This window comes from Pseudomonas sp. G2-4 (assembly GCF_030064125.1).
In the GTDB taxonomy this organism is placed as follows: Bacteria; Pseudomonadota; Gammaproteobacteria; order Pseudomonadales; family Pseudomonadaceae; genus Aquipseudomonas.
This window is the reverse complement of record NZ_CP125957.1, coordinates 2,673,867-2,700,155: the sequence shown is the minus strand read 5'-3', so window position 1 is coordinate 2,700,155 and position 26,289 is coordinate 2,673,867. Positions and strand designations below refer to the sequence as shown.

General features: G+C 61.0%; 24 protein-coding genes. 12 read left to right on the top strand and 12 right to left on the bottom strand.

Annotated elements, in window-relative coordinates; translation table 11 throughout:
- Nucleotides 1–64 precede the first annotated feature (64 nt).
- Complete coding sequence (locus QNH97_RS12120; protein ID WP_283557033.1) at nt 65–1,327, bottom strand: serine hydrolase domain-containing protein; 1,263 nt, start codon at nt 1,325–1,327, stop codon at nt 65–67.
- Between the two features lie 321 nt (nt 1,328–1,648).
- Between QNH97_RS12120 and QNH97_RS12115 the strand changes: the two genes are divergently transcribed.
- Nucleotides 1,649–2,752, top strand: a complete 1,104-nt coding sequence (locus QNH97_RS12115) for a sigma-54 interaction domain-containing protein (RefSeq protein ID WP_283557032.1) — start codon at nt 1,649–1,651, stop codon at nt 2,750–2,752.
- A 164-nt stretch (nt 2,753–2,916) separates the two neighbouring features.
- Here QNH97_RS12115 and QNH97_RS12110 read toward each other — a convergent pair whose 3' ends face one another.
- The 8 genes from QNH97_RS12110 to msuE all read right to left on the bottom strand — a co-directional run bounded on the left by QNH97_RS12110 (nt 2,917) and on the right by msuE (nt 10,853).
- Complete coding sequence (locus tag QNH97_RS12110; RefSeq protein ID WP_283557031.1) at nt 2,917–3,711, bottom strand: ABC transporter ATP-binding protein; 795 nt, start codon at nt 3,709–3,711, stop codon at nt 2,917–2,919.
- Between the two features lie 57 nt (nt 3,712–3,768).
- The gene (locus tag QNH97_RS12105; RefSeq protein ID WP_283557030.1) at nt 3,769–5,094 is read right to left on the bottom strand and encodes an ABC transporter substrate-binding protein; all 1,326 of its coding nucleotides are present in this window, start codon (nt 5,092–5,094) and stop codon (nt 3,769–3,771) included.
- A gap of 72 nt (nt 5,095–5,166) precedes the next feature.
- On the bottom strand, nt 5,167–6,234 hold the full coding sequence (locus tag QNH97_RS12100) for a branched-chain amino acid ABC transporter permease (protein ID WP_283557029.1): 1,068 nt from the start codon (nt 6,232–6,234) through the stop codon (nt 5,167–5,169).
- A 12-nt stretch (nt 6,235–6,246) separates the two neighbouring features.
- Nucleotides 6,247–7,128 (bottom strand): branched-chain amino acid ABC transporter permease, encoded by an 882-nt coding sequence (locus QNH97_RS12095; protein ID WP_283557028.1) that lies wholly within the window; start codon nt 7,126–7,128, stop codon nt 6,247–6,249.
- Nucleotides 7,129–7,195: 67 nt separating this feature from the next.
- Complete coding sequence (locus QNH97_RS12090) at nt 7,196–7,978, bottom strand: ABC transporter ATP-binding protein (RefSeq protein WP_283557027.1); 783 nt, start codon at nt 7,976–7,978, stop codon at nt 7,196–7,198.
- Between the two features lie 13 nt (nt 7,979–7,991).
- Complete coding sequence (locus tag QNH97_RS12085; RefSeq protein WP_283557026.1) at nt 7,992–9,146, bottom strand: AMP-binding protein; 1,155 nt, start codon at nt 9,144–9,146, stop codon at nt 7,992–7,994.
- Nucleotides 9,147–9,160: 14 nt separating this feature from the next.
- On the bottom strand, nt 9,161–10,258 hold the full coding sequence (gene sfnG, locus QNH97_RS12080; RefSeq protein ID WP_283557025.1) for a dimethylsulfone monooxygenase SfnG: 1,098 nt from the start codon (nt 10,256–10,258) through the stop codon (nt 9,161–9,163).
- A gap of 37 nt (nt 10,259–10,295) precedes the next feature.
- Nucleotides 10,296–10,853 carry an FMN reductase gene (msuE, locus tag QNH97_RS12075; RefSeq protein ID WP_283557024.1) on the bottom strand — a complete coding sequence of 186 codons (558 nt, stop codon included), beginning with the start codon at nt 10,851–10,853 and terminating at the stop codon, nt 10,296–10,298.
- 375 nt (nt 10,854–11,228) lie between these two features.
- On the opposite strand from msuE, the gene QNH97_RS12070 reads away from it, so the two are divergent.
- A complete protein-coding gene (locus QNH97_RS12070; RefSeq protein WP_283557023.1) occupies nt 11,229–12,473 on the top strand; it encodes an acyl-CoA dehydrogenase family protein in 1,245 nt (414 codons plus the stop codon).
- 88 nt (nt 12,474–12,561) lie between these two features.
- Here QNH97_RS12070 and QNH97_RS12065 read toward each other — a convergent pair whose 3' ends face one another.
- Nucleotides 12,562–13,476: a LysR family transcriptional regulator gene (locus QNH97_RS12065; RefSeq protein WP_283557022.1), complete on the bottom strand. Its 915-nt coding sequence runs from the start codon at nt 13,474–13,476 to the stop codon at nt 12,562–12,564.
- A 120-nt stretch (nt 13,477–13,596) separates the two neighbouring features.
- Between QNH97_RS12065 and QNH97_RS12060 the strand changes: the two genes are divergently transcribed.
- From QNH97_RS12060 to QNH97_RS12035, 6 genes are all read left to right on the top strand, one after another.
- Nucleotides 13,597–14,646, top strand: a complete 1,050-nt coding sequence (locus QNH97_RS12060) for an SDR family oxidoreductase (protein WP_283557021.1) — start codon at nt 13,597–13,599, stop codon at nt 14,644–14,646.
- A gap of 41 nt (nt 14,647–14,687) precedes the next feature.
- Nucleotides 14,688–15,221, top strand: coding sequence for a histidine phosphatase family protein (locus QNH97_RS12055; RefSeq protein ID WP_283557471.1), 534 nt, complete (start codon nt 14,688–14,690; stop codon nt 15,219–15,221).
- Between the two features lie 149 nt (nt 15,222–15,370).
- Nucleotides 15,371–16,090: a CPBP family intramembrane glutamic endopeptidase gene (locus QNH97_RS12050; RefSeq protein ID WP_283557020.1), complete on the top strand. Its 720-nt coding sequence runs from the start codon at nt 15,371–15,373 to the stop codon at nt 16,088–16,090.
- 42 nt (nt 16,091–16,132) lie between these two features.
- A complete protein-coding gene (locus QNH97_RS12045; RefSeq protein WP_283557470.1) occupies nt 16,133–16,510 on the top strand; it encodes a hypothetical protein in 378 nt (125 codons plus the stop codon).
- Nucleotides 16,511–16,531: 21 nt separating this feature from the next.
- On the top strand, nt 16,532–17,044 hold the full coding sequence (locus QNH97_RS12040) for a GNAT family N-acetyltransferase (RefSeq protein ID WP_283557019.1): 513 nt from the start codon (nt 16,532–16,534) through the stop codon (nt 17,042–17,044).
- 82 nt (nt 17,045–17,126) lie between these two features.
- Nucleotides 17,127–17,579: a thiol-disulfide oxidoreductase DCC family protein gene (locus QNH97_RS12035; protein ID WP_283557018.1), complete on the top strand. Its 453-nt coding sequence runs from the start codon at nt 17,127–17,129 to the stop codon at nt 17,577–17,579.
- A gap of 32 nt (nt 17,580–17,611) precedes the next feature.
- Here QNH97_RS12035 and QNH97_RS12030 read toward each other — a convergent pair whose 3' ends face one another.
- Together QNH97_RS12030 and QNH97_RS12025 are read right to left on the bottom strand one after the other, a co-directional pair.
- Nucleotides 17,612–18,739 carry a saccharopine dehydrogenase NADP-binding domain-containing protein gene (locus tag QNH97_RS12030; RefSeq protein WP_283557017.1) on the bottom strand — a complete coding sequence of 376 codons (1,128 nt, stop codon included), beginning with the start codon at nt 18,737–18,739 and terminating at the stop codon, nt 17,612–17,614.
- A 276-nt stretch (nt 18,740–19,015) separates the two neighbouring features.
- Nucleotides 19,016–20,203, bottom strand: a complete 1,188-nt coding sequence (locus QNH97_RS12025; RefSeq protein ID WP_283557016.1) for a XylR family transcriptional regulator — start codon at nt 20,201–20,203, stop codon at nt 19,016–19,018.
- Nucleotides 20,204–20,356: 153 nt separating this feature from the next.
- Here QNH97_RS12025 and xylA point away from each other — a divergent pair, with 153 nt between their 5' ends.
- The 4 genes from xylA (at nt 20,357) to QNH97_RS12005 (ending at nt 25,780) form a co-directional block, all read left to right on the top strand.
- A complete protein-coding gene (xylA, locus tag QNH97_RS12020) occupies nt 20,357–21,673 on the top strand; it encodes a xylose isomerase (RefSeq protein WP_283557015.1) in 1,317 nt (438 codons plus the stop codon).
- Nucleotides 21,674–21,889: 216 nt separating this feature from the next.
- On the top strand, nt 21,890–22,891 hold the full coding sequence (gene xylF, locus QNH97_RS12015; protein ID WP_283557014.1) for a D-xylose ABC transporter substrate-binding protein: 1,002 nt from the start codon (nt 21,890–21,892) through the stop codon (nt 22,889–22,891).
- Nucleotides 22,892–23,086: 195 nt separating this feature from the next.
- Nucleotides 23,087–24,643: a D-xylose ABC transporter ATP-binding protein gene (gene xylG / locus QNH97_RS12010; protein ID WP_283557013.1), complete on the top strand. Its 1,557-nt coding sequence runs from the start codon at nt 23,087–23,089 to the stop codon at nt 24,641–24,643.
- Complete coding sequence (locus QNH97_RS12005; protein WP_283557012.1) at nt 24,644–25,780, top strand: sugar ABC transporter permease; 1,137 nt, start codon at nt 24,644–24,646, stop codon at nt 25,778–25,780.
- Nucleotides 25,781–26,289: the final 509 nt, after the last annotated feature.

The window sequence follows — 26,289 nt, the reverse complement described above, 5'->3', positions numbered from 1 at the left end:
CGTCGCCAACACCTGGCCGGGGCCAGGTGAACGGAACGCAAATTTCTTGTTTTATCGGGCTACGTCAGCGGGCAAGGTCCGCCGCGATGGCACGCAGCATGCGCACGCTGTCCCCGTCGAACGGGCTGACGGCTTCGTTCAGGGACGACTGTTTGACGATCACCACGCCTGAGGGCTTGTCGACGAACAGGTATTGGCCGTGAATGCCGCCGGCCATCAGCGCCTGGGAATGGTCATTGAACAGGTACCACTGGCTGCGGTAGGACGCGCCGGGGGTCCATGCCGAGAAATCGGCGCATGTGGCGTAGATCGCCGGGTCCGAACCGGCGGCGATCCGGGCGATCGTCTCGCTCGATAGCAGCTGCCGCCCATCCAGGCGGCCATCGTTGGCCAGCAGGCGACCGAAACGCGCCATGTCTCGCAAGGTGGCACTGAAACCGGCACCGGCAACGCTGCGCCCCCAAGGGTCGGCCATGAAGTAGCCGTCGCGCTCACAGCCCAGCTGACTCCAGATATCTTGCAGCAACTCGTGACAAGCCTTGCCGCCAGCACGCTCCATGACCCAGGCCAATGCTTCGGTGGTAGCGGTCACATAATGGAAAAAGCCACCGTGGCTGCCACGTTTCCTGAGAGATGGCAGGTATTGGTACAGGGATTCGAACTGGGCGTATTGCGCCGGTGCCGGCTGGAAACCACAGGCGTAGCCGTACTGGGAGCTCTCGGAGTTCGGATCCTCATAGACCTCGCTGTAGTCGATGCCCACGGCCATGTCGAACAGCTGTCGTACGCTGGCGTCTGCAAATGCGCTGCCCGCCAATTCCGGCACGTAATGAACGGCGGGTAACGCTGGATCCAGCACGCCCTCACTGACCAGCTGTTCGCCGAGGGTGCCGATCAGCGACTTGGTCACCGAAAACATCACGTGCCGGTCCTGGGGCCGCTGGCCGTTGAAGTACTGTTCAAACAGCACCGTGTCGCCCTGCAGCACCAGGAAAGCGTCGGTCTGACTGGCGATCAGGTGCTCGATAACGCTGATGCTCAAACCTGACTCACTGTCGAAGTGCAGCTCATCCAGCGGTCGAGGGGCCTGTTTGAACGCGTTGACTGCTCCGGTCCCCGCCTGCACATCAATGGAGGGACGCAGGCGCGCCAGGTTGCGGAACCCCCATTGATTGAACGGTGGTCGCATCCAGTTGTGCCAAGTGACGCGGCGTTGTGGTTCGGCCGGAAAGCCTTGCATAAGCGATGGTGCGATGCGTGGGTCGGATGACGATTCAATCGCCTCGACGTAAAGACTGGCCAACGAAGGCAGGGTGTTCTGACTCATCGGGTTGCCCCTGAAAATGACTCTGCGTGAAAGCAGATGCAGGGAAATAATTACCCGGTATTTATTTTTAGTCAATAAAGTTTTTTACCAGCTCTTCTAGATCTACGCTCGGCTCATAGGGAGTGAGGTCGCACGTTTTCCCAAGCGGAGCCCGGTAGGAATGCTCGCAAGGCCCTAAGCAAATAACTAATCGTTATTTGTTTTATATTTTTTAGATCATTTAGATTAAGTCTTAGGCTAATTGGCTCGCGCTGCGCCGCCATCAAGGCGCGTTGGCACTCACCTCCCTCAGTCATTGCAATTCATTAACGGGCCACCGTCATGCAGCTTCTCACGCTTCCCCCCTCTCCCGGCCTGGCCACCTCGATTCGGGCCACCGCCCAAGTCTTCGCAGACCCAACCTCACAGGCGCTGCTGGCCCATTTGCAGCAAGTGGCGCCCAGTGACGCCAGTGTGTTGATCATCGGCCAGACCGGTACCGGCAAAGAACTGGTGGCTCGCCATGTACACAACCTCAGTGCTCGTCGCGACAAGCCGTTTGTGGCGGTCAACTGCGGGGCGTTTTCCGAGACGCTGGTGGAGGCCGAGCTGTTCGGCCATGAAAAAGGCGCCTTTACCGGTGCGTTGACGGCCAAGGCCGGTTGGTTCGAAGAGGCCGACGGCGGCACCCTGTTCCTCGATGAAATTGGCGACTTGCCGCTGCCGATCCAGGTCAAGCTGCTGCGGGTGCTACAGGAACGCGAAGTGGTCCGCCTGGGCTCGCGCAAGAGCATCAAGATCAATGTGCGGGTACTGGCGGCCACCAACGTGCAGCTGGAAAAAGCCATCAACGCCGGGCACTTTCGCGAAGACCTGTATTACCGCCTGAACGTGGTCAGCCTGGTGCTCAAGCCCCTGCGTGAACGCCCTGGCGACATCTTGCCGTTGATACGCCACTTCATTGCCGAGTACAGCCGTCGGCTGGGTCACGGCGAGGTCACGCTGGACGCCCAGGCGCAGCGCAAATTGCTCGATTATTCCTGGCCGGGGAATATCCGCGAGTTGGAAAACGTCATCCATCACACGCTGTTGATTTGCCGCAACAACGTGATAGGTGTGCAGGACCTGCACCTGTCGAACTTTCGCATCGAGCGGCAGGACAACCCGCAGGAATGCGTCCCACAAAACGCAGAGGCATTGTTGCAAAAGGCCTTCGAGAAACTGCTCGAGCAGGAGCACGGCAACCTCCATGAGCAGGTCGAAGCAGCGCTGTTGCGTGCTGCCTACCGCTACGCCAATTGCAATCAGGTGCACACGGCCAGCTTGCTGGGCCTGAGCCGTAACGTCACCCGTACATTGCTGATCAGGTTTGGTGAGCTGGTGGTCAACAAACGTCGTTCAACGTTGAGCACACAGGATGGTAGGGTGATCAACCTATCTACCTGAGTTCCCCCCGTGGCGAGGGAGCTTGCTCCCGCTGGGGTGCGAAGCGCCCCCAATGAATCTGAATACGATCAACCTGGCACACCACAGTCGCTGGTTTGGCGCTGCTGCGCAGCCCAACGGGAGCAAGCTCCCTCGCCACAACAGCAACTCGGCGGTGTGCTCGTTTATGGGGAGCGCTGCTCTTCAATCCCGGCAGCTTCCTGCCCTCTCGCTTGCGCGCCCAAATAAAAATCCTGGATATCGTCGCGGGCCGCCAGTTGTTCGGCGCTGCCTTCGCTGACCACACGGCCGCTTTCCAACACGTAGCCATGGTGGGCGTACCGCAGCGCGATGTTGATGTTCTGTTCGGCGATCAGAAAACTGACGCCATCGCGTTGATTGAGCTGGCGGATGATTTCAAAGATTTCCTCGACGATCTGCGGCGCCAGCCCCATCGACGGCTCGTCCAGCAAGACCAACTGCGGTTCGGCCATCAGCGCGCGGCCTATCGCGATCATCTGTTGCTCGCCGCCCGAGGTGTAGCCGGCCAGGCTTTTACGCCGCAGTTTCAGGCGCGGAAAATGCCCATACACCCGCTCCAGGCTGGCCAGGAGCTGGCGGCGCGGAACCCGCCGCGCCAGCGCGCCCGCCAAGAGGTTTTCCTCCACGGTCAACTGGGCAAAGCAATGCCGACCTTCCAGCACTTGCACCAGGCCATTGGCCGCCAAGGTGTGAGGGGCACTGTGGGTCACTTCCTGTCCCTGATAGACGATCCGCCCCCGCACCACCTCGCCCCGTTCGGCGCGCACCAGATTGGAGACCGCCTTCAAGGTGGTGCTTTTACCCGCGCCATTGGCGCCCAGCAGCACCACGACCTGCCCTTTGGCGACGTTCAGCGACACGCTGCGCACGGCCAGGATGGTCTGTTCGTAGAGCACTTCAATATCGTCGATCTGCAGGATCGGTGCGTTCGTCGTCATGCGGTTTCGCCTCTTCGGGTAGCGACCGGACGCCAGCGCCCGGGTCGCCGCGATGCCTCAGGATTCCTTGCTGCAATCGCGCGGGGTAATGCCTTTTTCCCGGGCGTACTGATGCGAAGAAGCTTCGATGATCGGCCGCAACAAGGCGCGGTCGGCCTGGACCCAGTCACTGATCAACTTCCACTGAGTACCGTCCCATTGCTGGAAGCGCACCGCGCCACCGCCTTCATGGTCCGAGCAAGACAACTGCAACGGCTGCACCAGCCCCAACGCCCCCAGTTCCTTGAGTCTGGCGTCGTCGAGCTTGAGGTTTTCGAAGCCCCAGCGCACCTGCTCGCCGGTCAGCGGTTGCTTGCCGAATTTCTGCTGGGCAATGCGCACGGCTTCGACGTTGAGGATGCCGTTGACCACACCGAGGTTGTAGTACACGGTGCCGAAACGCTTGGGGTCGGCCAGGTCGCCCTTGCCGGCATCGACCACTTGCTGCTTGATGCCCTGCAACACCGGGAAATCGGTGCCCGACGGGTGCGTGGTGATCGCGATGAAGCCCTTGGCCGCGGCACCGGCCGGCGCGGCGTCATCCTCGGAGTTACTCCAGATATTGCCGATGATGTGGTCAGCCGGGAAGCCGACCTTCTGCGCGGTTTTCAGCGCCACCGGGTTCATCACGCCCCAACCGCGCAAGATCACCCAGTCGGGTTTTTCCCGGCGGATATTCAGCCATTGCGACTGCTGCTCGTTGCCCGGATGCGGAACCTCCAGCAGGGTCAGCACAAAGCCGTACTTGTCCGCCAGGGTCTGCAACACCTCATTGGTTTCCTTGCCGTAGGGTGAGCCGTGATACAGGGTGACGATCTTCAGGCCCTTCAGTTTGTCCAGCCCACCCGCCCGCTGGCCAATGTAGTTGATGATCGCCGACACCTCGGAATAAGGGTTCAGCTGCAACGGGAAGACGTAGGGAAACACGCTGCCGTCGGTGGAATCCGTGCGACCGTGGTTGATGGTGATCAGCGGCAGTTTGTCCGCTGTCGAGCGTTCCAGCGTGGCGTAGGCGATGCCCACCGACAGCGGGTTGGTGGCCGCCGCTGGCGCGCCGTTCAAGCCCTTCTTCAGGCGCTCATAGCACTCGACCCCTTTCTCCACCACGTACTCGGTTTCACATTCACTCCAGGTCAGCTTGACGCCGTTCACGCCACCGTTGGCGTTGACGTATTTGAGGTAGTCGATGAAGCCGCCGAAAAAGCCGGTCCCACCGGCCGCATAAGGGCCGACGCGGTAGCTTTGCAGCGGGAAATACTGTTCGTTGTCCGCCTGGACTGTGAAGGCGGCGGCGGTGAGGCTGAACACTAACGCCAGGCTGCTGGCGAATGATCGTTTGAACATCGGATTTTCCTTGTAATGAAGCCAGTGATAAGCCAACAGAATGGAACTGCAAACCCGCGTGGTGCGGTTCGCTCAGTAGCGCAGCGGCCACAGCCGCGCGCGCTCGCGAAATGTCTGCCAGAGGCGCGCAAGGCCCTCTGGTTCCTTGATCAGAAACACAATGATCAAGGCGCCGAATATCATCTTCTGCAGGTTCTCCACCTGGCCGGCATCGACCAGGCCGCCGGGCAGCAGCGACACCAGGTTAGAGAGCAAGACAGGAAACAGGACGATGAAGGCCGCGCCGAGGAAGTTGCCCAACAGGCTGCCGAGACCACCAATAATGATGATGAACAGGATCTGGAACGACCGATTGAGATCGAATCCATGGGGCTCTACCGTGCCCAGGTACGTGAAGGCCCAGAGCGCGCCCGCGACACCGAGGAAAAACCCACTGATGGCGAACGCCAGCAACTTGGTTTTCGCCAAGGGAATGCCGATGATCGCGGCGGCGGTGTCCATGTCACGCACCGCCATCCAGTTGCGCCCCAATTCGCTGCGCACCAGGTTCTTGCCCAGCCAGAACAGCGTCACGACCACCGTCAGGGTCAACAGATAGCGACCGACGGGCGCGTCCAGGTTCACCCCGAAGGCCTCCAGGCGCGGCGCGCTGATCACGCCCGAGGCGCTGTTATTGGAAAACCAGCTGAAGCGGGTCAACGCCCAGGTCACGAAGAACTGCGCCGCCAAGGTCGAAACCAGCAGATAGAAGCCCTTGATACGCAGGCTCGGCAGACCGAACAGCACCGCCACCAAGGCCGCCGTCAACCCGCCCAGCGCAATGCTGAGCAACAACGGCAAGGCCGCGACACGCACTTCAAGGTTGTAGGTGGCAAAGGCCCCGACCGCCATGAACGCCGCGGAACCGAGGGACAACTGCCCGGCATAGCCAGTCAGCAGGTTGAGCCCCAACCCGGCCAGGGACAGCACCAGGAAGGGAATCAGGATCGCACTGAACCAGTAGTCGTTGCCCAGCCAAGGCACCGCGACGAAGGCAAACAGCAACAGTGCGGCAAGCCCCTGACGGTCCTGGCGCAGGGCGAAGACCCGGCGATCCTGGGCATAGCGTGTGCTGAACTGGCCTGCTTCTCGATACAACATGATGCACCTCCCCTAGACCCGTTCGATGGCCCGTTCGCCAAACAACCCCGCCGGACGCACCAGCAGGAACAGCAGTGCCAGCACGTAGGGAAACCAGTTCTCGATGCCGCTGCCGATGAAGGGCCCGAGGTACACCTCCGCCAGCTTTTCCGAGGCGCCGATGATCAGCCCACCGACAATCGCCCCGCTGATGGAGGTAAAGCCGCCAATGATCAGCACCGGCAAGGCCTTGAGCACCACCAGCGAGAGCGAGAACTGCACACCCAGGCGCGCGCCCCAGAGCAGGCCGGCGACCAGCCCGACAAACCCCGCCACCGCCCACACCACCACCCAGACCCGCTGCAAGCGGATGCCCACGGCCAACGCCGCCAGTGGATCGTCGGCCACCGCCCGCAACGCCAGCCCCAGCCGGGTCTTGTTGAACAGCCAGGACAACAGCAACACCAACCCGGCCGCCGTCAGCGCGGCAAAAATGTCGAACTGCGACAACAACATCCCGCCCAGTTCCAGCGGTTCGTCGCTGATGCCCAGCTCCAGGCCATGCACTTGGGCGCCCCACAGCGCCTGGGCGAAGCCTTCGATGACGTAGGAGAGTCCGAGGGTGGCCATGAACAGGGTGATGGGCGAACGGTTGACCAACGGGCGCAACACCACGCGCTCCACCGCCACCGCAAGCAGCACCATCGCCGCCAGGCTGATGAGGAACGCCAGCCAGAACGGCACGCCGCGCTCCAGCAGGCTGACGAAGGTCAGCGCCGAGAACAGCACCATCGCGCCCTGGGCGAAATTGAACACGCCTGAGGCCTTGTAGATCAGCACGAACCCGATGGCCACCAAGGCGTACATCACCCCCGCCAACAGCCCGCCAATCAATACTTCAAAGAAAAATTCCATGCCTGTTCCTGTTTTGCGGGCGCAACTTGCCTGCCTTCCCTGACGGGAAAGCGTCGAATGATCAATGTCAGTGGCGAGTGCCCAAGTAAGCCGAAATGACCTCGGGGTTCTGCCGTACTTCTTCGGGCGAGCCATCGCCGATCTTGCGACCGTAATCGAGCACCACCACGTGATCGCTGATGCCCATGACCACGCCGATATCGTGCTCGATCAACACCACGGTCGTGCCCAGTTCCCGATTGATGTCGACGATGAAGCGGCTCATCTGCTGCTTCTCCTCGGCATTCATCCCGGCCATGGGCTCGTCCAGCAGCAACAGCCGGGGCTCCGCCGCCAGCGCACGGGCCAGTTCCACCCGTTTCTGCAAGCCATAGGGCAATTTGCCAACCAGCACGTCGCGCCAGGGCTGCAGGTGCAGGAACTCGATGACCCGCTCCGCCGCTTCGCGCTGGACATCATCCTCGGCCCTGGCCCGGCCGATTCGCAGGACCTGTTCAACCCAGGTGCTGCGTCGCTTGAGACTGCGGCCGGTGAGTACGTTGTCGAGCACGCTCATGCCCTTGAACAGCGCGATGTTCTGGAACGTGCGGGCGATGCCGCGCACGGCCACATCGTGGGCACGCATCCTGCGCCGCTCCTGCCGGTCAAACCGTATGCGCCCGTCCTGGGCGTGGTACACGCCGCTGATGACATTCAACAACGAACTCTTGCCGGCACCGTTGGGGCCGATCAAGGCGCAGATCTCACCAGTGGCCACACGAAAGCTGATGTCGGTGACCGCCTTGACGCCTTTGAACGACAGTGAAATATGCTCCAGCTCCAGCAGGTGCGTGGTGGCCGTCTGTGTCATGGGGCGCCTCCTCTCAGGCCAGTTGCGAATGACGCTCGATCCAGTCATCGGTGGTTGTTTTCGCTGTTATCGTGGGCGCATCCCACTGGGGCGAATCGCGCCAATAGCGAACCTTGATCCCCAAGGCGTCGAAAAATGCCTGGGTTTCGGGCGGCAATGGTTCACCGACCAGCAATGGGGCCCGAGTGCGAGAAAACCCCAGGACGTCACGTAACGGCCCACGGACCAGCCAGTGCCCCAGATACCGTTGCAATAGGTTCGAGGGCGTTACCAAGGCCCAATCCACCAGCCGGCGTTGGCCACTGCCCGGTTCAGGCAAACGCTCCAACGCATACCTGTGCAAGCGCGCGTAGGTTTCCCGCGTCCCGGCCACCAGCGTTGGACCCAACTCACGTCGGTCGCGATCACGGGTGGCCAGGTTCTCTGGAAAATTCAGGCGAAAACCGGCTATCAGCCAAGGCGCCAACAAGTAGCGGGCCTGGCCGCCAGAGGCGAAAGCCCGGGCTGCCAGTGCTTCTTCCTGCCGCCCCAGCCCTTCGCGCTGCACCAGGCGCCGACCTTCCTGCAACAGCTCGGCGTGGCTGATACGTTGCTGCTCGATGGCCTGGGGGCCCCGGCGGTAGAAGACAAAAGCCGTATGGAGCGATCGCGCTTGCGGCGCCAGTTCAGAGGGCGACGGTTGGGCAACCAATGCCGAGTAATCCAGCGCTTGATCGAGCGGCACGCCCTCCGCCAGGCCACGTCTGTCGACATATATCAGGACGCGCGGAGCGACCTGAGCATCGCGCAGACGGAGGATCTCCTCCTGTCCTTCGGCCAGTACGAAATCCGGCTGCAACTCATCGAGCAGTGACGGGGTCGACCCGTCCAACGGATCGAGCAGGCTCGCCACGCCCCCCAGCCACTGCGCCGCCAACGCGGCCAGCAGCGCCTGTGGCCGGGGACGGCTGATGATCGTCAGGGTCGCGCCCACCGAAAAACCAAGGGACTGCAAGGCGTTCGCCAGGCTGTGCACCTCGTCGGCCAGTTGCCGCCAGCTTCGCGCCTGCCAAATACCCAGGTGCTTATGGCGCAGGGCGACGTCCGAGCCATGCCAGTGCGCCTGCTGCTGCAGCCACTGGGGCAAACTGGTCGCAATCTCGTGCGGTGTGTCGATGAGCGTGCCCATGATCCCTCCTGCCCTTAAGCGACGGCTGCCGTTCTGGCCGCCACTTTGCGTTGCTCCAGTTCACGCACCAGCGGCAGGACCTTGCGACCGAAATATTCGACTTCTTCCTGGAAGTGCAGGAAGCCGGCAAGCACCAGGTCGACGCCCACGGCCTTGAGCGCGACGATGCGCTCGGCAATCTGCTGCGGTGTACCGATCAAGTTGGTCTTGAAGCCGTCGTTGTACTGCACCAGGTCCTCGAAGCTGGATTTGGCCCAGTTGCCCTCGCCTTCCGGGCTGGACTTGCCGGCCTGTTTCGCCGCATCGCCAAAGGCATTGACCGCTTCGGGATCGGCCTGGTCGATGATCTGGGCCAGTACCGCGCGCGCCTCTTCCTCGGTATCGCGAGCGATGACGAACGCGTTCACCCCGACCCTGACCTTGTGGTTGTTGGCCGCAGCTTTCGCCTGGATGTCGTCGACCTGGGCCTTGATGCCCTCAACCGTATTGCCGTTGGTGAAATACCAGTCGGAAACACGCGCGGCCATGTCCCGTGCGGCACGGGAGCTGCCGCCCTGGAAGATTTCCGGTTGCTGCTGCAGTGGCTTTGGCTTGAGGGTGTAGTCATGGAAGCGGTAGAAGTCCCCGCGAAAGGTGAAGTTGTCGGTGGTCCAGATGCCCTTGAGCGCCGTGATGAACTCTTCGGAACGGCGATAGCGCTCATCGTGCTCCAGCCACGGTTCGCCAATGGCGGTGAACTCGCCCTTGAACCAGCCGGACACCACGTTGACCGCCACACGGCCGCCAGTCAGCTGGTCGATGGTCGCGATCTGCTTGGCCAGCACCGATGGCGTCCACGGCCCCGGCAATACCGCTGCGATGACTTTCAAGCGTGTGGTGGCGGCCAGTAAGGCGTGACTGAAGGCCACGGACTCGTGCTGGTATTCGGCACCGTAACCGGCGGTAAAGCGTACCTGGGACAAGGCATAGTCGAAGCCCGCCGCCTCAGCGATTTGCGCAAGCTTGCGGTTGTAGTCGATTCCCCAGTCGGTGCGCTGTTCGATCTTGCTGACCACCAGCCCTCCGCTGACATTGGGCACCCAGTAAGCAAATTTGATCGTGTCCTGGCTCATTGCATGTCTCCACGGCTCGTTGAAATGAATTAATTGGTCAAGCAGCGCTGCGCCGAGCATCCGGTGCAAGGCTCAGCAGCGCTGACTCGACAGCGCGCTCGATGCGGTCCAGCACCTGCGCGCTGGAAACCTGGTAGTGAGTGAAATCGGCTTCGCAGGCATAGACCCCCACCGGCAGGCTGAGGGCCTGGAAGAACCCGAACAGCGGCCGCAACTGGTGATCGATGATCAACGCATGACGATCCGAACCGCCCGTCGCGGCAAGCAGCACCGGTACGTTTTTCAGGGCTTCGTGATGAACGAAATCAAATAGGTGCTTGAACAGGCCGGTGTACGACGCCCGATAGACCGGGCTCGCCGCAATCAGCAGATCAGCGCTTTCAATGGCCTGCAGGTCCTCTTGCACGGCGGCGGGCAACGCTTCGCGACGCAGCACGCCGGCGAACTGCGGACCGATCCTGGCCAGCTCGATCAAGCGCACCTCGATCGGCAGTTGCTGCCCGAGCTTTTCCACCAGTGCATTGAGCAGGACCAGGGTGCGCGAGGGTTGCTGCACGCTGCCTGACACCGCCACCACTTTGAATTGCTTGTTCATCACTTACCTCATGCCGGTAGACGCCGTCTCAGCGTCTGCACAAGGGCTAGAGCAGCAACCGTGCCACCTTGTTATTTCCTTAATAATCAATCAGTTAAAAACACATGCTGTTTCCGCGCTGTCGCCCGACAGACAAGCTGTTGTTCCGCTGTTGCCTGGCCAACACCTAAGGGCGTCGTTGCCCCTGCCAGCGACTGTTGCCCAGCACACAGCCACGCAACAGATTGTCCGCAGACCGACAGCCCGTTCGTTGATGAGTACTGCGCACACCCAGGTTTTGCGGGCCCTCGGCGGCAGGCATGGACCGTGCAATGGCTCCCGGCAACGGCAGGTCTTTGCCCTGCCCGCCCTCTTGTCATCAAAAGGAACACCACCATGACCGCACAGCAACAACACCTGCCGCCGATCCTGTCCACCGGCACCGACTACGAGGCCTTGGCCGAACGGTTTCGGCCGATTTTTGCGCGCATCCAGGCCGGCGCGCTGGCGCGTGAGCAGACCCGCAGCCTGCCCTTCGAACAAGTGAAATGGTTAAAGGAAGCCGGCTTTGGCGCCGTGCGCGTGCCGGTCGAGTTCGGCGGTGCCGGGGCTTCGTTGCCGCAGCTGTTGCAACTGCTGATCGAGCTGGCCGAAGCCGACTCCAACCTGCCCCAGGCCCTGCGCGGACACTTTGCCTTTGTCGAGGACCGCCTCAACGCCCACGCCAGCAGCGCGCAGGACACCTGGTTCAAGCGCTTCGTCGAGGGTGACCTGGTGGGCAATGCCTGGACTGAAATTGGCACGGTAAAAATCGGCGAAGTCGGTACCCGGGTTTCCCGTCAAGGCGATCAATGGGTCGTCAACGGCACCAAGTACTACAGCACCGGCAGTATTTTTGCCGACTGGATCGACCTCTATGCCCAGCGTGACGACAACGGCACCGACGTGATCGCTGCCGTCAATGTTCACCAGCCGGGCGTCAAGCAAAGCGACGATTGGGATGGCTTTGGCCAACGCACCACGGGCAGCGGAACGTCGGTGTTCGAGAATGCAGTGGTCGAGCCGGAAAACCTCATCGACTTCGCCACCCGCTTCAAGTACCAGACGGCGTTCTATCAACTGGTCCTGCTGGCCGTGCTGACCGGCTCCGGCCGCGCGGCCGTGCGCGACATCACCGAGCAGGTGAACAAACGCACGCGGATCTTCAGCACCGGCAACGCCAGTCCAGTGAGCCAGGACGTGCAAGTGCAGCAAGTGGTCGGCAAGGCCTCGGCCCAGGTCTACGCCGCCGAAGCCACTGCCCTGCGAGCTGCAGGCGCCTCGCAACGCGCCTACGAAAGCCGCTTTGGCCGTAACGCCGAGACCGAGCACACCGCCAACATCGCCGCCGAACTGGAATCCGCCCAGGCCCAGGTGGTGATCTCCGACCTGGTGCTACGCGCCACCAGCGACCTGTTCAATGCCCTTGGCGCGTCCGCCACCAGCACCAGCAAGGCCCTCGACCGCCACTGGCGCAATGCCCGCACCGCCGCCTCGCACAACCCGCTGATCTACAAGGAGCGCATCATTGGCGACTGGGAAATCAACGGCACCGAGCCGCCGTATGTCTGGCAGATTGGTGGGGGGGCGAAGCAAGGGTGAATACGGATCCGCGAGGTGCATAAGCTGGGCACCGGGTGATCTGTCAGGTGGGATCCTTAACGGGATCCCGCCCAACCTTCAGGTCGCCTCAGGCGCGCAGCCCGGGGCGCTCGCCCAAAGAATAGCCGTCGTCTCCCTCCCGGGTCGCGGCTTCGATCAACACTCGCTCCAACAGGGCAAAGAAACACTTGATGTGGGCTTGCTTCAATGCCTGAGGCCGGGTCACCAGATAAACCTCCAGGTCTGGAAGCTCGATCTGCGGAAACACCTCGACCAGGTCCTTCGCCAAAATGCGCGGCAACACGCCCACGCCCATGCCGCGTCGCACCGACTCAAGCTGTACGGCGAAAGAGTTCACACTGATCTGCGCCCGCTCCAGGCCCGCAGCTTTTGCCGCACGCATTTGCGGCAACATGTCCAACGGCGGAAGCAGGGCAATGTTGCCCGCGCTGGCCAGCGTCATGCCGGGAAAGCGCTCCAGGTAACTGGCATCGGCGAAGACACCGTAAGCGAGCCTGCCGATGAGCCGATAAATCAGCGACGGCTCGCCCAGATGGGCTGTACGCACGGCAATGTCTGCCGCTCCGCGGACGATCTTGTGAAAGTCGGCCGTTGCCAGCAACTCCACCGAGCATTGCGGGTGCAGGGATGTAAAGCGACTGGCAGCCTCCAGCACACTGGAAGAAAACCCCTCCCCGGCACTGACCACGACATTGCCCGATAGCTCGGTGTGCGGCTCGGACACGCTGGTAACGGCTTGGCGCCTCAAACCCGCCTCCGCAGCCAGGGCAACCTCCTGCAACGATTGGCCGCGTGGGGTCAACCGGCACCCTTCAACGCCCCGCTCCACGAGTGGCTCACCCAGGGCCCGCTCAAGTTGGGTCAAACGACGGGACACCGTGGATGGCGCTATACCCAGCAACTGCCCGGCCTGTAGAAAGCTGCCACGCCGCGACACCGCCAACAGCAGACGAAGATCATCCCAATTTGCTTGCAACGCCATGCGCCGTCCCTTCCCTTGGTTTGCATATATGCAAAGCCATTATGCAGCAGGCGCTGTTTTTCGCGAGGAGCCTGGTCGGTATATCTACACGCCCTCGAAACAACAGGAAGGGTTTGAACCATGTACAGCATCTTCGTCACGGGTGCCACGGGCTTGTTGGGCAACAATCTGGTGCGGGAATTGATCGCTCGGGGCTACGCAGTCAAAGCCCTGGTTCGATCAAGAGCCAAGGGTGAACTGCAGTTCGGCAACCTGCCGCGTGTAGAACTGGTCGTCGGGGACATGGTCAATGTCGAGGCCTTTGCAGCGGCGTTGCACGGCTGCGATACGGTGTTTCATACCGCGGCTTTCTTTCGCGACAACTACAAGGGCGGCAGCCACTGGAAAGCTCTGGAGAAGATCAATGTCATCGGTACGCGGGAGCTGATTGAGCAGGCCTTTCGCGCTGGCATTCGACGGTTCATCCATACCTCATCCATCGCCGTGCTCGACGGGCCGCCCGGTACATCCATCGACGAAACCTGTTTGCGCGCCGAGGCCGACGCCGATGACTACTACCGCAGCAAAATCCTCGCCGACCGCGTCATCCTGTCGTTTCTGGAAGATCATCCTGAAATGCATGCCTGCATGGTCCTGCCTGGGTGGATGTGGGGGCCCGCCGACATTGGCCCAACGTCCTCGGGACAATTGGTCAACGATGTCGTGAACGGCAAGTTGCCTGGGCTGGTCCCCGGCAGTTTTTCCGTGGTCGATGCCCGCGATGTGGCATTGGCACAGATTGCCGCTGCCGATCATGGACGCCGAGGTGAACGCTATCTCGCGGCGGGCCGGCACCTGACCATGGGCGAGCTGGTGCCTGTCCTTGGCCGCATCGCCGGCGTCAAGACACCTGCTCGACAATTGCCTCTACCTCTTCTATACACCTTGGCGGCTGTGCAAGAACTCTATGCGCGTATTACTCGCAAACCCATTCTGCTGAGCATGGCTACCTTGCGCCTGCTGGTACGAGAAGAAGGCCGTAGCCGTTTCAATCACAGCAAAAGTGAACAAGAGCTCGGCGTGCGTTTCCGAACGCTGGAGCGCACCATTACCGACACCGTGACGTGGTATCGCGATCACGATTGGTTTGAAAACCGCAGGGCGTTTGCCTCACAAACAAAACGCACCTAACACAAGGACGTCAAAAGACCGTGCCCAGAGAAATAATCCTGATGCGTCACGGCCAGCCAAAACTGGGCGCGACCGCCAAAGTATCAGCGCTCGATATGAAAAACTGGATCGAACACTACGACCGCTCGGAAATCACTCATCACCCCGCCCCGGATGCCAGCCAACAGCTCGCCGCGACCGCCACGGTCATCGTTTCAAGCTCCGCGCCCCGTGCGTTGGCCTCTGCCCTGGCGCTAGGCCTGGAGCCCACTATCGTCGACGCGCTTTTCTGTGAAGCGCAACTGCCTTATGGCCGCTGGAAATGGCCAAGGCTCTCGCCATTTACCTGGGCGTTTGTCCTGCGGGTCTTATGGTTGTGCGGCTACTCACGCCGAGTTGAATCCGCAGGTGCCGCGAAGCTGCGTGCCAACAGCGCAGCGCAACGGCTGCAGGCACTTGCCGGTAATGGCCCGGTCCTGCTGCTGGGGCATGGCTGGATGAATCGAATGATCGCCAAGCAATTGGAGGCAGACGGCTGGACTCGTCAAAAGAGCAGCGGCAGCCAGTATTGGAGTGCGGCGGTCTATCGGGGTTAATCCTGGCGGTTTGTACACCAACGCACAGCCCCTGGCGGCGTTTGATCTTAAAAATTCTGCCTACTTTCCACAAAGCCAGTAGGAACTCGTACCAGACAGCGAAAAATGCTGGCAGCATGCCGTTCCTTCTTTGCACTCATGGAGTGACTGTGACGAATCTTGGTGCCGCCCCTGAGTTCCTACCCGCCCCCACCTTTACCGGTTACCGCTTCTTTCGCCGATTGGGGATGTTCGCGCTTGCCACCCTGGTGTTTTTTCTAGCTGCAATACCCGCGGTTCTCCTCATACCGGCAGAGTCGTACCTGTCGCTTGCCGCCACGATGGGCTCAGTCGCGCTTATTCTCCTCGCCCTGTTCGTCTGGCAATACCGTGCTGATTCGTGCGCCCAACTGCGCGGTAACGCCATCAGTAAACCCCTTCGGATGGGCGCGCTCGGCATCATCGGGTCCTATGCGCTTTGCGGGATCGCCATCGCCGCGCTCGGGTCGCCTCAAGAGGCCTTCATGGCCGAGTTCCTGGCAGGCCTCACCGGTTGGCAACTCGCGATCAAAGTCGCCTCACTGATCGTGCTTCCACCCATCGCCGAGGAGCTATTTTTCCGCCATTACCTGCTGCGACTGTTCCCCTACGAGAACAGCCCGGTCTGGAAATGGATCGCGATCATCGTGACGTCGGCCATCTTCGCCGGCATTCACATCCAATACGGTAACTGGACAACCGTCGCGCTGATCTTTGCTTGTGGATGCGTGTTAGCCATCGCGAGAATCAACAGTGGTGGCCTGTTGGTCCCGATACTGCTGCATTCGCTGGCTGAGATTGTCGCGCTGAGCAGCGACTGGTCTTTTCGCCTCATGGGGCTTTACAGTTGACTGATGCCATTCACGGCTGACTATTTACAGGCAAGGGCAATGATGAAGATCCGGGCAATGGCTTACGTCCTGTTTGCGTTGACGCTCCCAATGCTGTGCACGCCAGTCCAAGCGGCAACATGGCAAATTTGCCGCATGGAGCTTCGTATCCTGGATGTACTGAAACAACCCTATCCGCAGTTACAGGCACGGATCGAAAAAGTCAGTCCTGCATCACCCACAGTAGAATGCCCAAAGGCAGGCACGACGATCACATTCACTCCGGAAACGCCTGATTACCAATCCACCCTTCCACGCCGGCAATGGCCCAGGAAGGGGCAGTCGGCACAGGTCAATTACCGGTATCTGGATGGTGTCTGCAAGGGCGATGGCAACAGCTATGCGTGTCGTATCAAGCACTACCCGTTAGTCGGTCAATAAATTGGAAAAGAGAGCGATCTTATGAAGCCCGTCAGCATTCGTACGCTGCACAGTACTGATACTGAGGCGCTGCTGGCTTTTGAGCTGGAGAATCGCGAGTGGTTCGAACGCCACATTGACCCTCGCGATTCTGCTTTCTACTCGGTGCAAGGCGTCAGCGACCACATCATGACGTACCTGGCTGATTTCACCGCCGGTACCTGGCACCCGTTTGTCATCGAGGATCCTGACGGAAAAATAATCGGTCGAGCGAACCTCAAAGGCATCGACATGGCCGAGCGGTCGGCAGAAGTTGGCTATCGAATAGCCCAAGACGCTTGCGGACAGGGTCTGGCGACGTTGGCAGTGAAGCATCTGATCCAAGAGGCCCGGGTGCGTTGGAACCTTAAACGATTGGTGGCCAACGTCTACGCGGAAAACATCGGCTCGGCCAAGGTGCTCAAGCGGTGTGGTTTCTTGATCGAGCAATTATCGCTGCACGAAGGGACACAGCGCGATTATCGGTTTGGCCTTTCGATAGGCCAATACGAATAATTCAAGCGCTGCGCCCGGCTTAGCCGATTCTCGAGCAACCGGGTATGATCCAGAGAATCAGGCGCCTATTGGACCCACGTTTATGCTCTCCTCCCAAATCCGCCCCTCTCCAGCACCATTACTCAAGCCAGGCGAGACGGTGGTCCTGTTCGACGGTGTGTGCAAACTGTGCAATGGCTGGGCAACGTTCTTGATTCGGCATGACCACGATCGACGCGTCCGGTTGGCCGCCGTACAGTCGCCCGAGGGACAGGTGCTGCTGGCCTGGGCAGGCTTGCCCCTGGATCAATTCGATACCATGGCGGTGATTCGCGACCGGCATTATTGGGTGCGTTCGGATGCATTTTTTGAAGTCGCCGCCCAGCTGCCCGCCCGTTGGCTGCCGGTGAAACTTTTACGCATTTTCCCCCGAGCGCTTCGGGATTGGGCCTACGATCGCATTGCGCTGAATCGCTATCGACTCTTCGGAAAATACGACACGTGCCTTCTGCCGGACCCAGATCATGAACGACGCTTTTTGAAGGCGCCCATCTGATCGCCCTCCTACCCCAATAGCTCCACCAATGGTCAGCGCTGCTCCTCAGAAAAGTGCACGGACAGGCTCAGGTTTTCCGGATCGTTGATGGCGGCCAGGTATTCATCGACGGTGATTTCGCCTACGCACGCCCGGGCGCCGGGTTCGGGCAAGTACCCTTGGGCGAGTTTTGCAGCCAAGGCAACGGCTGCGCAGCTCGGGATCTCCGGGCCCTTGTCATTCGTCGCCGTGAGCTGCGCCGTCATGAACAGCGGTTTCCCTTCAAGCCCGATGCCCTGGACATCGATGTACATCGCGCTTTTGCCATCGCCGAATCGCTCGAACCAGAGCCCCCAGCGATGGAGTCTTGCGGCCCAAGGGGCATGGTCTCGAACCAGCCCGACCCTGATTGCCTGGGCCAGCAGGTAGTTGGCGACACCGCCAAGCTTCAGGCCTGCGCCAGCCTTGAAGCCCAGGGTATGAGCACCATAGCGGCTGGCGAAGATATCCAGGTCCGGGACATCGACATTGGCCAGTACCCGAGTGCCCATGGACTGCATGTCGCGAAGCGTCAGGTCCTGCCAGCCCAACACCTCATGCACGTGGCCGTCCTTGAGTTGCTTGATCGGTTTGCCCGCGTAGGCAAGAACGCCTTCGACGGTGGAGAGCCCGGGCATCTTGGCCGACGAGGAAATGCCATGCTCGATCGAGTCGATGCGCTGGAAACGATGCCACTGCTGATCGATGATCGCCGCCGATAGCGTCGGCACCGAACTGCAGCCACTGAGGATCGCCACGCCTGCCTGCCTTGCCCGGGCATCGAGTGCACCAATACCGGTGACAAAGGCCCTGGAATCCGACAGGTCGCAGTAGCTGACGCCCGCGTCGATGCAGCTCTCGGCGACGGCATAGGATTGCCTCTGGAACGGTCCGCCGGTGTGGATGACCAGTTGGATGTTCATCGAGCCCAGGACTGACTTGAACTCAGGGCCCATGGCATCGCCGCACCAAGTTTCACACACGTTGCCCGATTGGGTCCTCAACTCATCGACTTTGCCCTGCAACTTGCGGGGATCGCGACCCGAGATCACCAGGTCCACGCCTGGCATCACGGCCAGATGCCGGCAAACGATGCTGCCGAAGTTTCCGTACCCGCCGATCACCAACACTCTTAACGCCATTCAACGCTTCCCTAACAATTCGATCATGCAACCTGCTCGTCCGAGACAGGCCTTGGATACTTCACTGCGTTAACGCTGTTCCCTTGAAGAACATACAAAACCTGTGGCGAGGGAGCTTGCTCCCGCTGGGCTGCGAAGCAGCCCCAAACCAGTCACCGCGTTTCACCAGATACACCGCATTTACCGGTTTTACGACGGCTGCGCCGCCGAGCGGGAGCAAGCTCCCTCGCCACAGGGGCAGCGCCACTTAAACAAGCACAAGCCGGCCATAGCGGCTCAACGAACCGCTGCATCAGCCCCCTGCTGATACTCCCTCGGCGTACAGCCAAACTCCCGCCGAAACACCGTGTGCAGGTACTGCGCCGATTTGAAGCCGCAATTCTGGGCGATGTCGGCAATCGGCGCATCGGTGTTTTCCAGGCCATTGGCGGCGGCGGCCAGTTTGAAGCGCAGGATCTCGTCGTGAACGCTGCAGCCGCGCGCCTTGCGAAAGTGCGACTCCAGGGATGAGCGCGATATCCCCACATACGCCGCCACCTGGGCAGTCTTGATGCCCTGGCAGGCGTATTGGCGGATGAAGAGCAATGCCTGCATGACGTAGGGGTTGCCCAACGGTTGATGCAGGCTGGAAACCTGTACGTTGATTGCATCAGGCGGCACCAGGATCTGCGTGCCCGTGGACGGCATGCCGTGCAGCATCTGGTGGAGCAGGCGCGCAGCGGTCCGGCCCATGGTTTCGGTGCCTTGGATCACTGAACTCAGCGGCACCCGCGTCAGGCTGCGGGTCAGCGGGTCGTTGTCGATGCCGATCAAGGCCACCTGCTCCGGCACGGCGATCCCGGCGGTCAGGCAGGCTTGCAGCAGTTGGCGGGCGCGGGCATCACTCACCGCAATGATGCCAATGGGTTTGGGCAGGCTTTGCAGCCAGGCGATCTGCTGTTCGACGGCGCTGTCCCAAAGTGGCGCGCTGGTGCCCATGCCGCGATAGACCTCGGCGTGCAGGCCATCACGCTGCACCAAACGGCGAAAGGCTTTTTCCCGTTCCTGGGCCCAGCGATTGGCTTGGGCTTCCGGCAGGCTGAAACAGGCAAAGCGCGTCAGCCCGGCTTCGATCAGGTGCTCGTACGCCAGTTTCATCAACGCGTCATTGTCGGTGGCGACATAGGGAATGCCCTTCGGATAGGCGCGCTCGTCCTGATAAGAGCCGCCCACCGCCACGACGGGCAGCTTGATTCCGGCCAGCGCCTCGCCAATCAGCGGGTCGTCGAAGTCGGCAATGATCCCGTCGCCCTGCCAGCGCTCGATGCCTTTCAAGCGACAAAGGAAATCTTCTTCAAGGAACAAGTCCCAGGACGCGCGGGTGCTGCTCAGGTAGTTGCCGATGCCGCTGATGATGCCGCGGTCGTAGATCTTGCTGCCGTTGAACAACAGGGCAATGCGGTGGACGGGCGGGACGGTTTTCATGGGTTCTATCCTGAGCCGATCGACACAGACTAGGCCCAGGACCTGCGAATCTCAATACTCAAAATCGCACTCCACCTTGGTGATTTTCATAATCAGCAGCCCCAGGGCCGGCGTTAGTATCGAGACACCGCCAAGAACAATAAGGAAATCGCCATGCCGTACTTCCCCGGTGTCGACAAGATTCGCTACGAAGGGGCGGCCAGTGCCTCGTCCCTTGCCTTCCGCCACTACGACGCCGACAAGCTGATCCTCGGCAAACCCATGCGCGAACACCTGCGCATGGCGGTCTGTTACTGGCATACCTTCGTCTGGCCAGGGTCCGATGTGTTCGGCGCCGGCACCTTCAAGCGCCCGTGGCAGCGCAGCGGGAACCCCATGGAACTGGCGATCGGCAAGGCCGAAGCGGCCTTCGAGTTCTTTTCCAAGCTGGGCATCGACTACTACTGCTTCCACGACACCGATGTCGCCCCCGAAGGCAACTCGCTAAAGGAATACCGCAACCACTTCGCGCAGATGGTCGATCAGCTTGAACGTCATCAGGAACAGACCGGGGTCAAGCTGCTGTGGGGCACCGCCAACTGCTTCAGCAACCCGCGCTTTGCCGCCGGTGCCGCCAGCAACCCGGACCCGGAAGTCTTCGCCTGCGCCGCCGCCCAGGTGTTCAGCGCCATGAACGCCACCCAACGCCTCAAGGGCTCCAACTACGTACTGTGGGGCGGCCGTGAAGGTTACGAAACCCTGCTCAACACCGATCTGAAGCGTGAACGCGAACAGCTGGCCCGCTTCATGGGCATGGTGGTCGAGCACAAGCACAAGATCGGCTTCAAGGGTGATTTGCTGATCGAGCCCAAGCCGCAGGAGCCGACCAAGCACCAATACGATTACGACAGCGCCACGGTGTTCGGCTTCCTGCAACAGTTCGGCCTGGAAAAAGAAATCAAGGTCAACATCGAGGCCAACCACGCGACCCTGGCCGGGCACAGTTTCCATCACGAGATCGCCACGGCCGTCTCCCTGGGGATCTTCGGCAGCATCGACGCCAACCGTGGCGATCCGCAGAACGGCTGGGACACCGATCAGTTCCCCAACAGCGTCGAAGAGATGACCCTGGCTACCTACGAGATTCTCAAGGCCGGCGGTTTCACCAACGGCGGGTTCAACTTCGACTCCAAGGTCCGGCGCCAGAGCGTGGACGTCGTCGACCTGTTCCACGGCCACGTCGCCGCCATGGACGTCCTCGCCCTGGCCCTGGAACGCGCGGCGGCCATGGTGCAGAACGATCAACTCCAGCAATTCAAGGATCAGCGCTACGCCGGTTGGCAGCAGCCATTCGGCCAGGCGGTGCTGGCGGGTGAGTTCAGCCTCGCCTCACTGGCCGAGCACGCCTTCACCAACGAGTTGAACCCGCAAGCCGTCAGCGGTCGGCAGGAGATGCTCGAGAACGTGGTCAACCGGTTTATCTACCCCTGACAATAGACTGAGCTGTGGCGAGGGGATTTATCCCCGTCGGGCTGCGAAGCAGCCCCCCGAAAAAAACAACCTTGATTTATCTGATTCGCCAAAGTGGTTGTTACATTCTCGCGACAAATCTCTGCCCACAGGGCTCGGCGACTCTCTACAGTTCTATCCGCACCACGCTCATCGTCAGGCAGTGTCTTTCAAACAACAATAAAAGGACGCACCACTATGAAAAGCTTCAAACGCACCTTACTCGCTGGCGCCCTCGCCCTGCTCTCGCTGCCGGTCATGGCCGATGCGGCGCACCCGAAAATCGGTTTTTCCATCGATGACCTGCGTCTGGAGCGCTGGTCACGGGACCGTGACTACTTCGTCGCGGCGGCGGAAAAACTCGACGCCAAGGTCTTCGTCCAATCGGCCGATGCCAACGAGCAGAAGCAGATCTCGCAGATCGAAAACCTGATCTCCCGTGGCGTCGATGTGATCGTCATCGTACCGTTCAACGCCACCGTGCTGACCAATGCCGTCGCCGAAGCCAAGAAAGCCGGGATCAAGGTCGTGTCCTATGACCGACTGATCCTCAATGCCGACATCGACGCCTACATTTCCTTCGATAACGAAAAGGTCGGCGAGATGCAGGCCAGCGGCGTGCTGCAAGCGGCGCCCAAGGGCAATTACTTCCTCCTCGGTGGCGCCCCTACGGACAACAACGCCAAGATCCTGCGCGAAGGCCAGATGAAAGTGCTGCAACCGGCCATCGACAAGGGCGATATCAAGATCGTCGGCCAGCAGTGGGTGAAGGAATGGAACCCCACCGAAGCCCTGAGCATCGTTGAAAACGCCCTGACCCGGAACAACAACAAGATCGATGGCATCGTCGCCTCCAACGACGCCACCGCCGGCGGAGCCATCCAGGCCCTGGCCGCGCAGAAAATGGCCGGCAAGGTACCGATCTCGGGCCAGGACGCCGACCTGGCGGCGGTCAAGCGGGTGATCGATGGCACCCAGACCATGACCGTCTACAAGCCGCTGAAACTGATCGCTTCCGAAGCCGCGAAGCTCTCGGTGCAACTGGCGCGCAACGAGAAACCCACCTTCAGCTCGCAATACGATAATGGCAGCAAGAAAGTCGACACCATCCTGCTCACGCCAACTCCGCTGACCAAGGACAACATCGACCTGCTGGAAAAGGACGGGTTCTATACCAAGGCGCAGATCGCCGGGCAGTGACCTGGGTGCAAATCCTGGGTTAAGCAAAGCCCCTGTGGGAGCGAGCTTGCTCGCGATGGCGGCAGCCCATCCAATATGGGTGCAAGCTGAACCACCGCTATCGCGAGCAAGCTCGCTCCCACAGGGGACTGACTGACATCAGGAAAATGCCTAGCCGCCTGCTTGCGTGTGAGCCCTTCTTCACGAGCCTTCGCCATGTCCGACTACCTGCTGCAAATGAACGGCATCGTCAAAACCTTTGGCGGTGTCAAAGCCCTGAACGGCATCGACATCAAGGTCAAGCCGGGGGAATGCGTCGGCCTGTGCGGTGAGAACGGCGCGGGCAAATCCACCCTGATGAAAGTCCTATCGGCGGTCTATCCCTACGGCACCTGGGACGGTGAAATCCTCTGGGACGGCCAGCCGCTCAAGGCGCAATCCATCAGCGAAACCGAAGCCGCCGGGATCGTCATCATCCATCAGGAACTGACCCTCGTCCCCGACCTGTCGGTGGCGGAAAACATCTTCATGGGTCACGAGCTGACGCTGCCCGGCGGACGCATGAACTACCCGGCGATGATCCACCGTGCCGAAGCGTTGATGCGTGAACTCAAGGTGCCGGACATGAACGTCTCGCTGCCGGTTTCCCAGTACGGCGGTGGTTACCAGCAACTGGTGGAAATCGCCAAGGCCCTGAACAAGCAAGCACGGCTGCTGATCCTCGACGAGCCCTCCTCGGCCCTGACCCGCTCGGAAATCGAGGTGCTGCTGGACATCATCCGCGACCTCAAGGCCAAGGGCGTTGCCTGCGTGTACATCTCCCACAAACTCGATGAAGTGGCCGCCGTGTGCGACACCATTTCGGTGATCCGCGACGGCAAACACATCGCCACCACCGCCATGACCGAGATGGACATCCCCAAGATCATTACCCAGATGGTCGGGCGGGAAATGAGCAACCTCTACCCCACCGAACCCCATGACGTCGGCGAGGTGATTTTCGAGGCGCGCCACGTCACCTGCTACGACGTCGACAACCCCAGGCGCAAACGGGTCGACGATATTTCCTTTGTCCTCAAGCGTGGGGAAATCCTCGGCATCGCCGGGCTGGTCGGCGCCGGGCGTACGGAACTGGTGTCTGCGCTGTTCGGCGCCTACCCCGGCCGCTACGAAGGTGAAGTCTGGCTGGAAGGCAAGCAGGTCGACACGCGCACGCCCCTCAAGTCGATCCGCGCCGGCCTGTGCATGGTCCCCGAAGACCGCAAGCGCCAAGGCATCATCCCGGACCTGGGGGTGGGCCAGAACATCACCCTGGCCGTGCTGGACAACTATTCGAAAATGACCCGCATCGACGCCGAAGCCGAACTGGGCAGCATCGACAAGGAAATCTCGCGCATGCACCTCAAGACCGCGAGCCCGTTCCTGCCGATCACCAGCCTGTCCGGAGGCAACCAGCAAAAAGCCGTTCTGGCGAAGATGCTGTTGACCAAACCCCGCGTGCTGATTCTCGATGAGCCAACCCGTGGCGTGGATGTCGGCGCCAAATATGAGATCTACAAGCTGATGGGCGCGCTGGCGGCCGAAGGCGTGTCGATCATCATGGTGTCCTCGGAGCTGGCCGAGGTGCTGGGGGTTTCCGACCGCGTCCTGGTGATTGGCGACGGCCAGCTGCGAGGCGACTTCATCAACCACGAACTCACCCAGGAACAAGTGCTTGCCGCCGCGCTCAGCCATCCCGAAGGCCATAACAATAATGATCGGAAGTCCGCGTAGATGAATCAGGTCAAACAGCTGTTTTCCCGCTACAAAATGCTCGCCCTGGTGATCGCCGTGGCGGTGATCTGGCTGTTTTTCAGCTGGCAGACCGACGGCGGATTCCTGACCCCGCGCAACCTCTCCAACCTGCTGCGGCAGATGTCCATCACCGGGATTCTTGCCTGCGGCATGGTGCTGGTGATCATCAGCGGCGAAATCGACCTGTCGGTGGGCTCGTTGCTTGGATTGCTCGGTGGCCTAGCGGCGATTCTCGATGTGGTTTATCACATCCCGCTGTTGGCGAACCTGAGCCTGGTGGCCTTGTGCGGTTTGGTGATTGGCCTGGGCAACGGCTACATGACTGCCTACTTGCGCATCCCGTCGTTCATTGTCGGCCTGGGCGGCATGCTCGCCTTTCGCGGCATCCTGCTGGGGGTTACCGGCGGTACCACCATTGCCCCGGTATCGCCCGAACTGGTCTACGTCGGCCAGGGTTATTTGCCGCACACGGTAGGGACCGGGCTTGGCATCCTGCTGTTCGCCCTGACCGTTTTCCTGACCTGGAAACAGCGGCGCAATCGCGCGCTTCATGGCCTGGCGGCCCACTCCTTGGTCCGTGACGTATTGCGCGTGGTGTTGATCGGCGCGGTGCTGGCCGGGTTCGTCTACACCCTCAACAGCTACGACGGCATCCCGGTGCCGGTGCTGCTTCTGCTGATCCTGCTGGGGGTGTTCAGCTACGTCACCAGCCAGACCGTGTTTGGCCGCCGGGTCTATTCGGTCGGCAGCAACATGGAAGCCACGCGCCTGTCCGGCATCAACGTGCAGGCGGTGAAGCTGTGGATCTTCGGCATCATGGGCGTGATGTGCGCCCTCGCCGGCATGGTCAACACCGCGCGCCTGGCCGCTGGTTCACCCTCGGCCGGCAACATGGGCGAACTCGACGCCATCGCCGCCTGCTTCATCGGCGGCACCTCCATGCGCGGCGGTTCCGGCACCGTCTACGGCGCCCTCCTCGGCGCGCTGGTCATCACCAGCCTGGACAACGGCATGTCCATGCTCGACGTGGATAGCTACTGGCAGATGATCGTCAAGGGCAGCATTTTGGTGTTGGCGGTGTGGGTGGATGTGAGTACGCGCACGGGGCGGCGTTGATCTGTCAGATGCTACGTAATCAAAGGGCTCCCGAAGTCCCCCATTGTGGCGAGGGGGTTTATCCCCGCTGGGTCGCGAAGCGGCCCCAAACCAGCCACCGCGTTTTGCCAGGCATACCGCAGGTACCGGTTTTACGACTGCTGCGCAGCCGAACGGGAGCAAGCTCCCTCGCCACATAAGGTGTGAGTGGCCTCTCGAGATGCGCAGTGACGGTGACTGGCCGTCCTAAAATCTCGTAGGAATTTACCTCCCGTGGCGAGGGAGCTTGCTCCCGCTGGGCTGCGAAGCGGCCCCAAATCGGTCACCTCGTTTCGCCAGGTACACCGCAGGCACCGGTTTTGCGGCGGCTGCGCCACCGAGCGGGAGCAAGCTCCCTCGCCACAGGGGCCTGCGGGCGTCCTACAGGACGGTTGTTGCGGCTGGAATCGACGTCTACCGACTTCTATAGTTGGGTTCGTCGCTGGCTTTGATCAGTGGCTGGGTTTCGCAGCCCGACAGATACGGTAGCA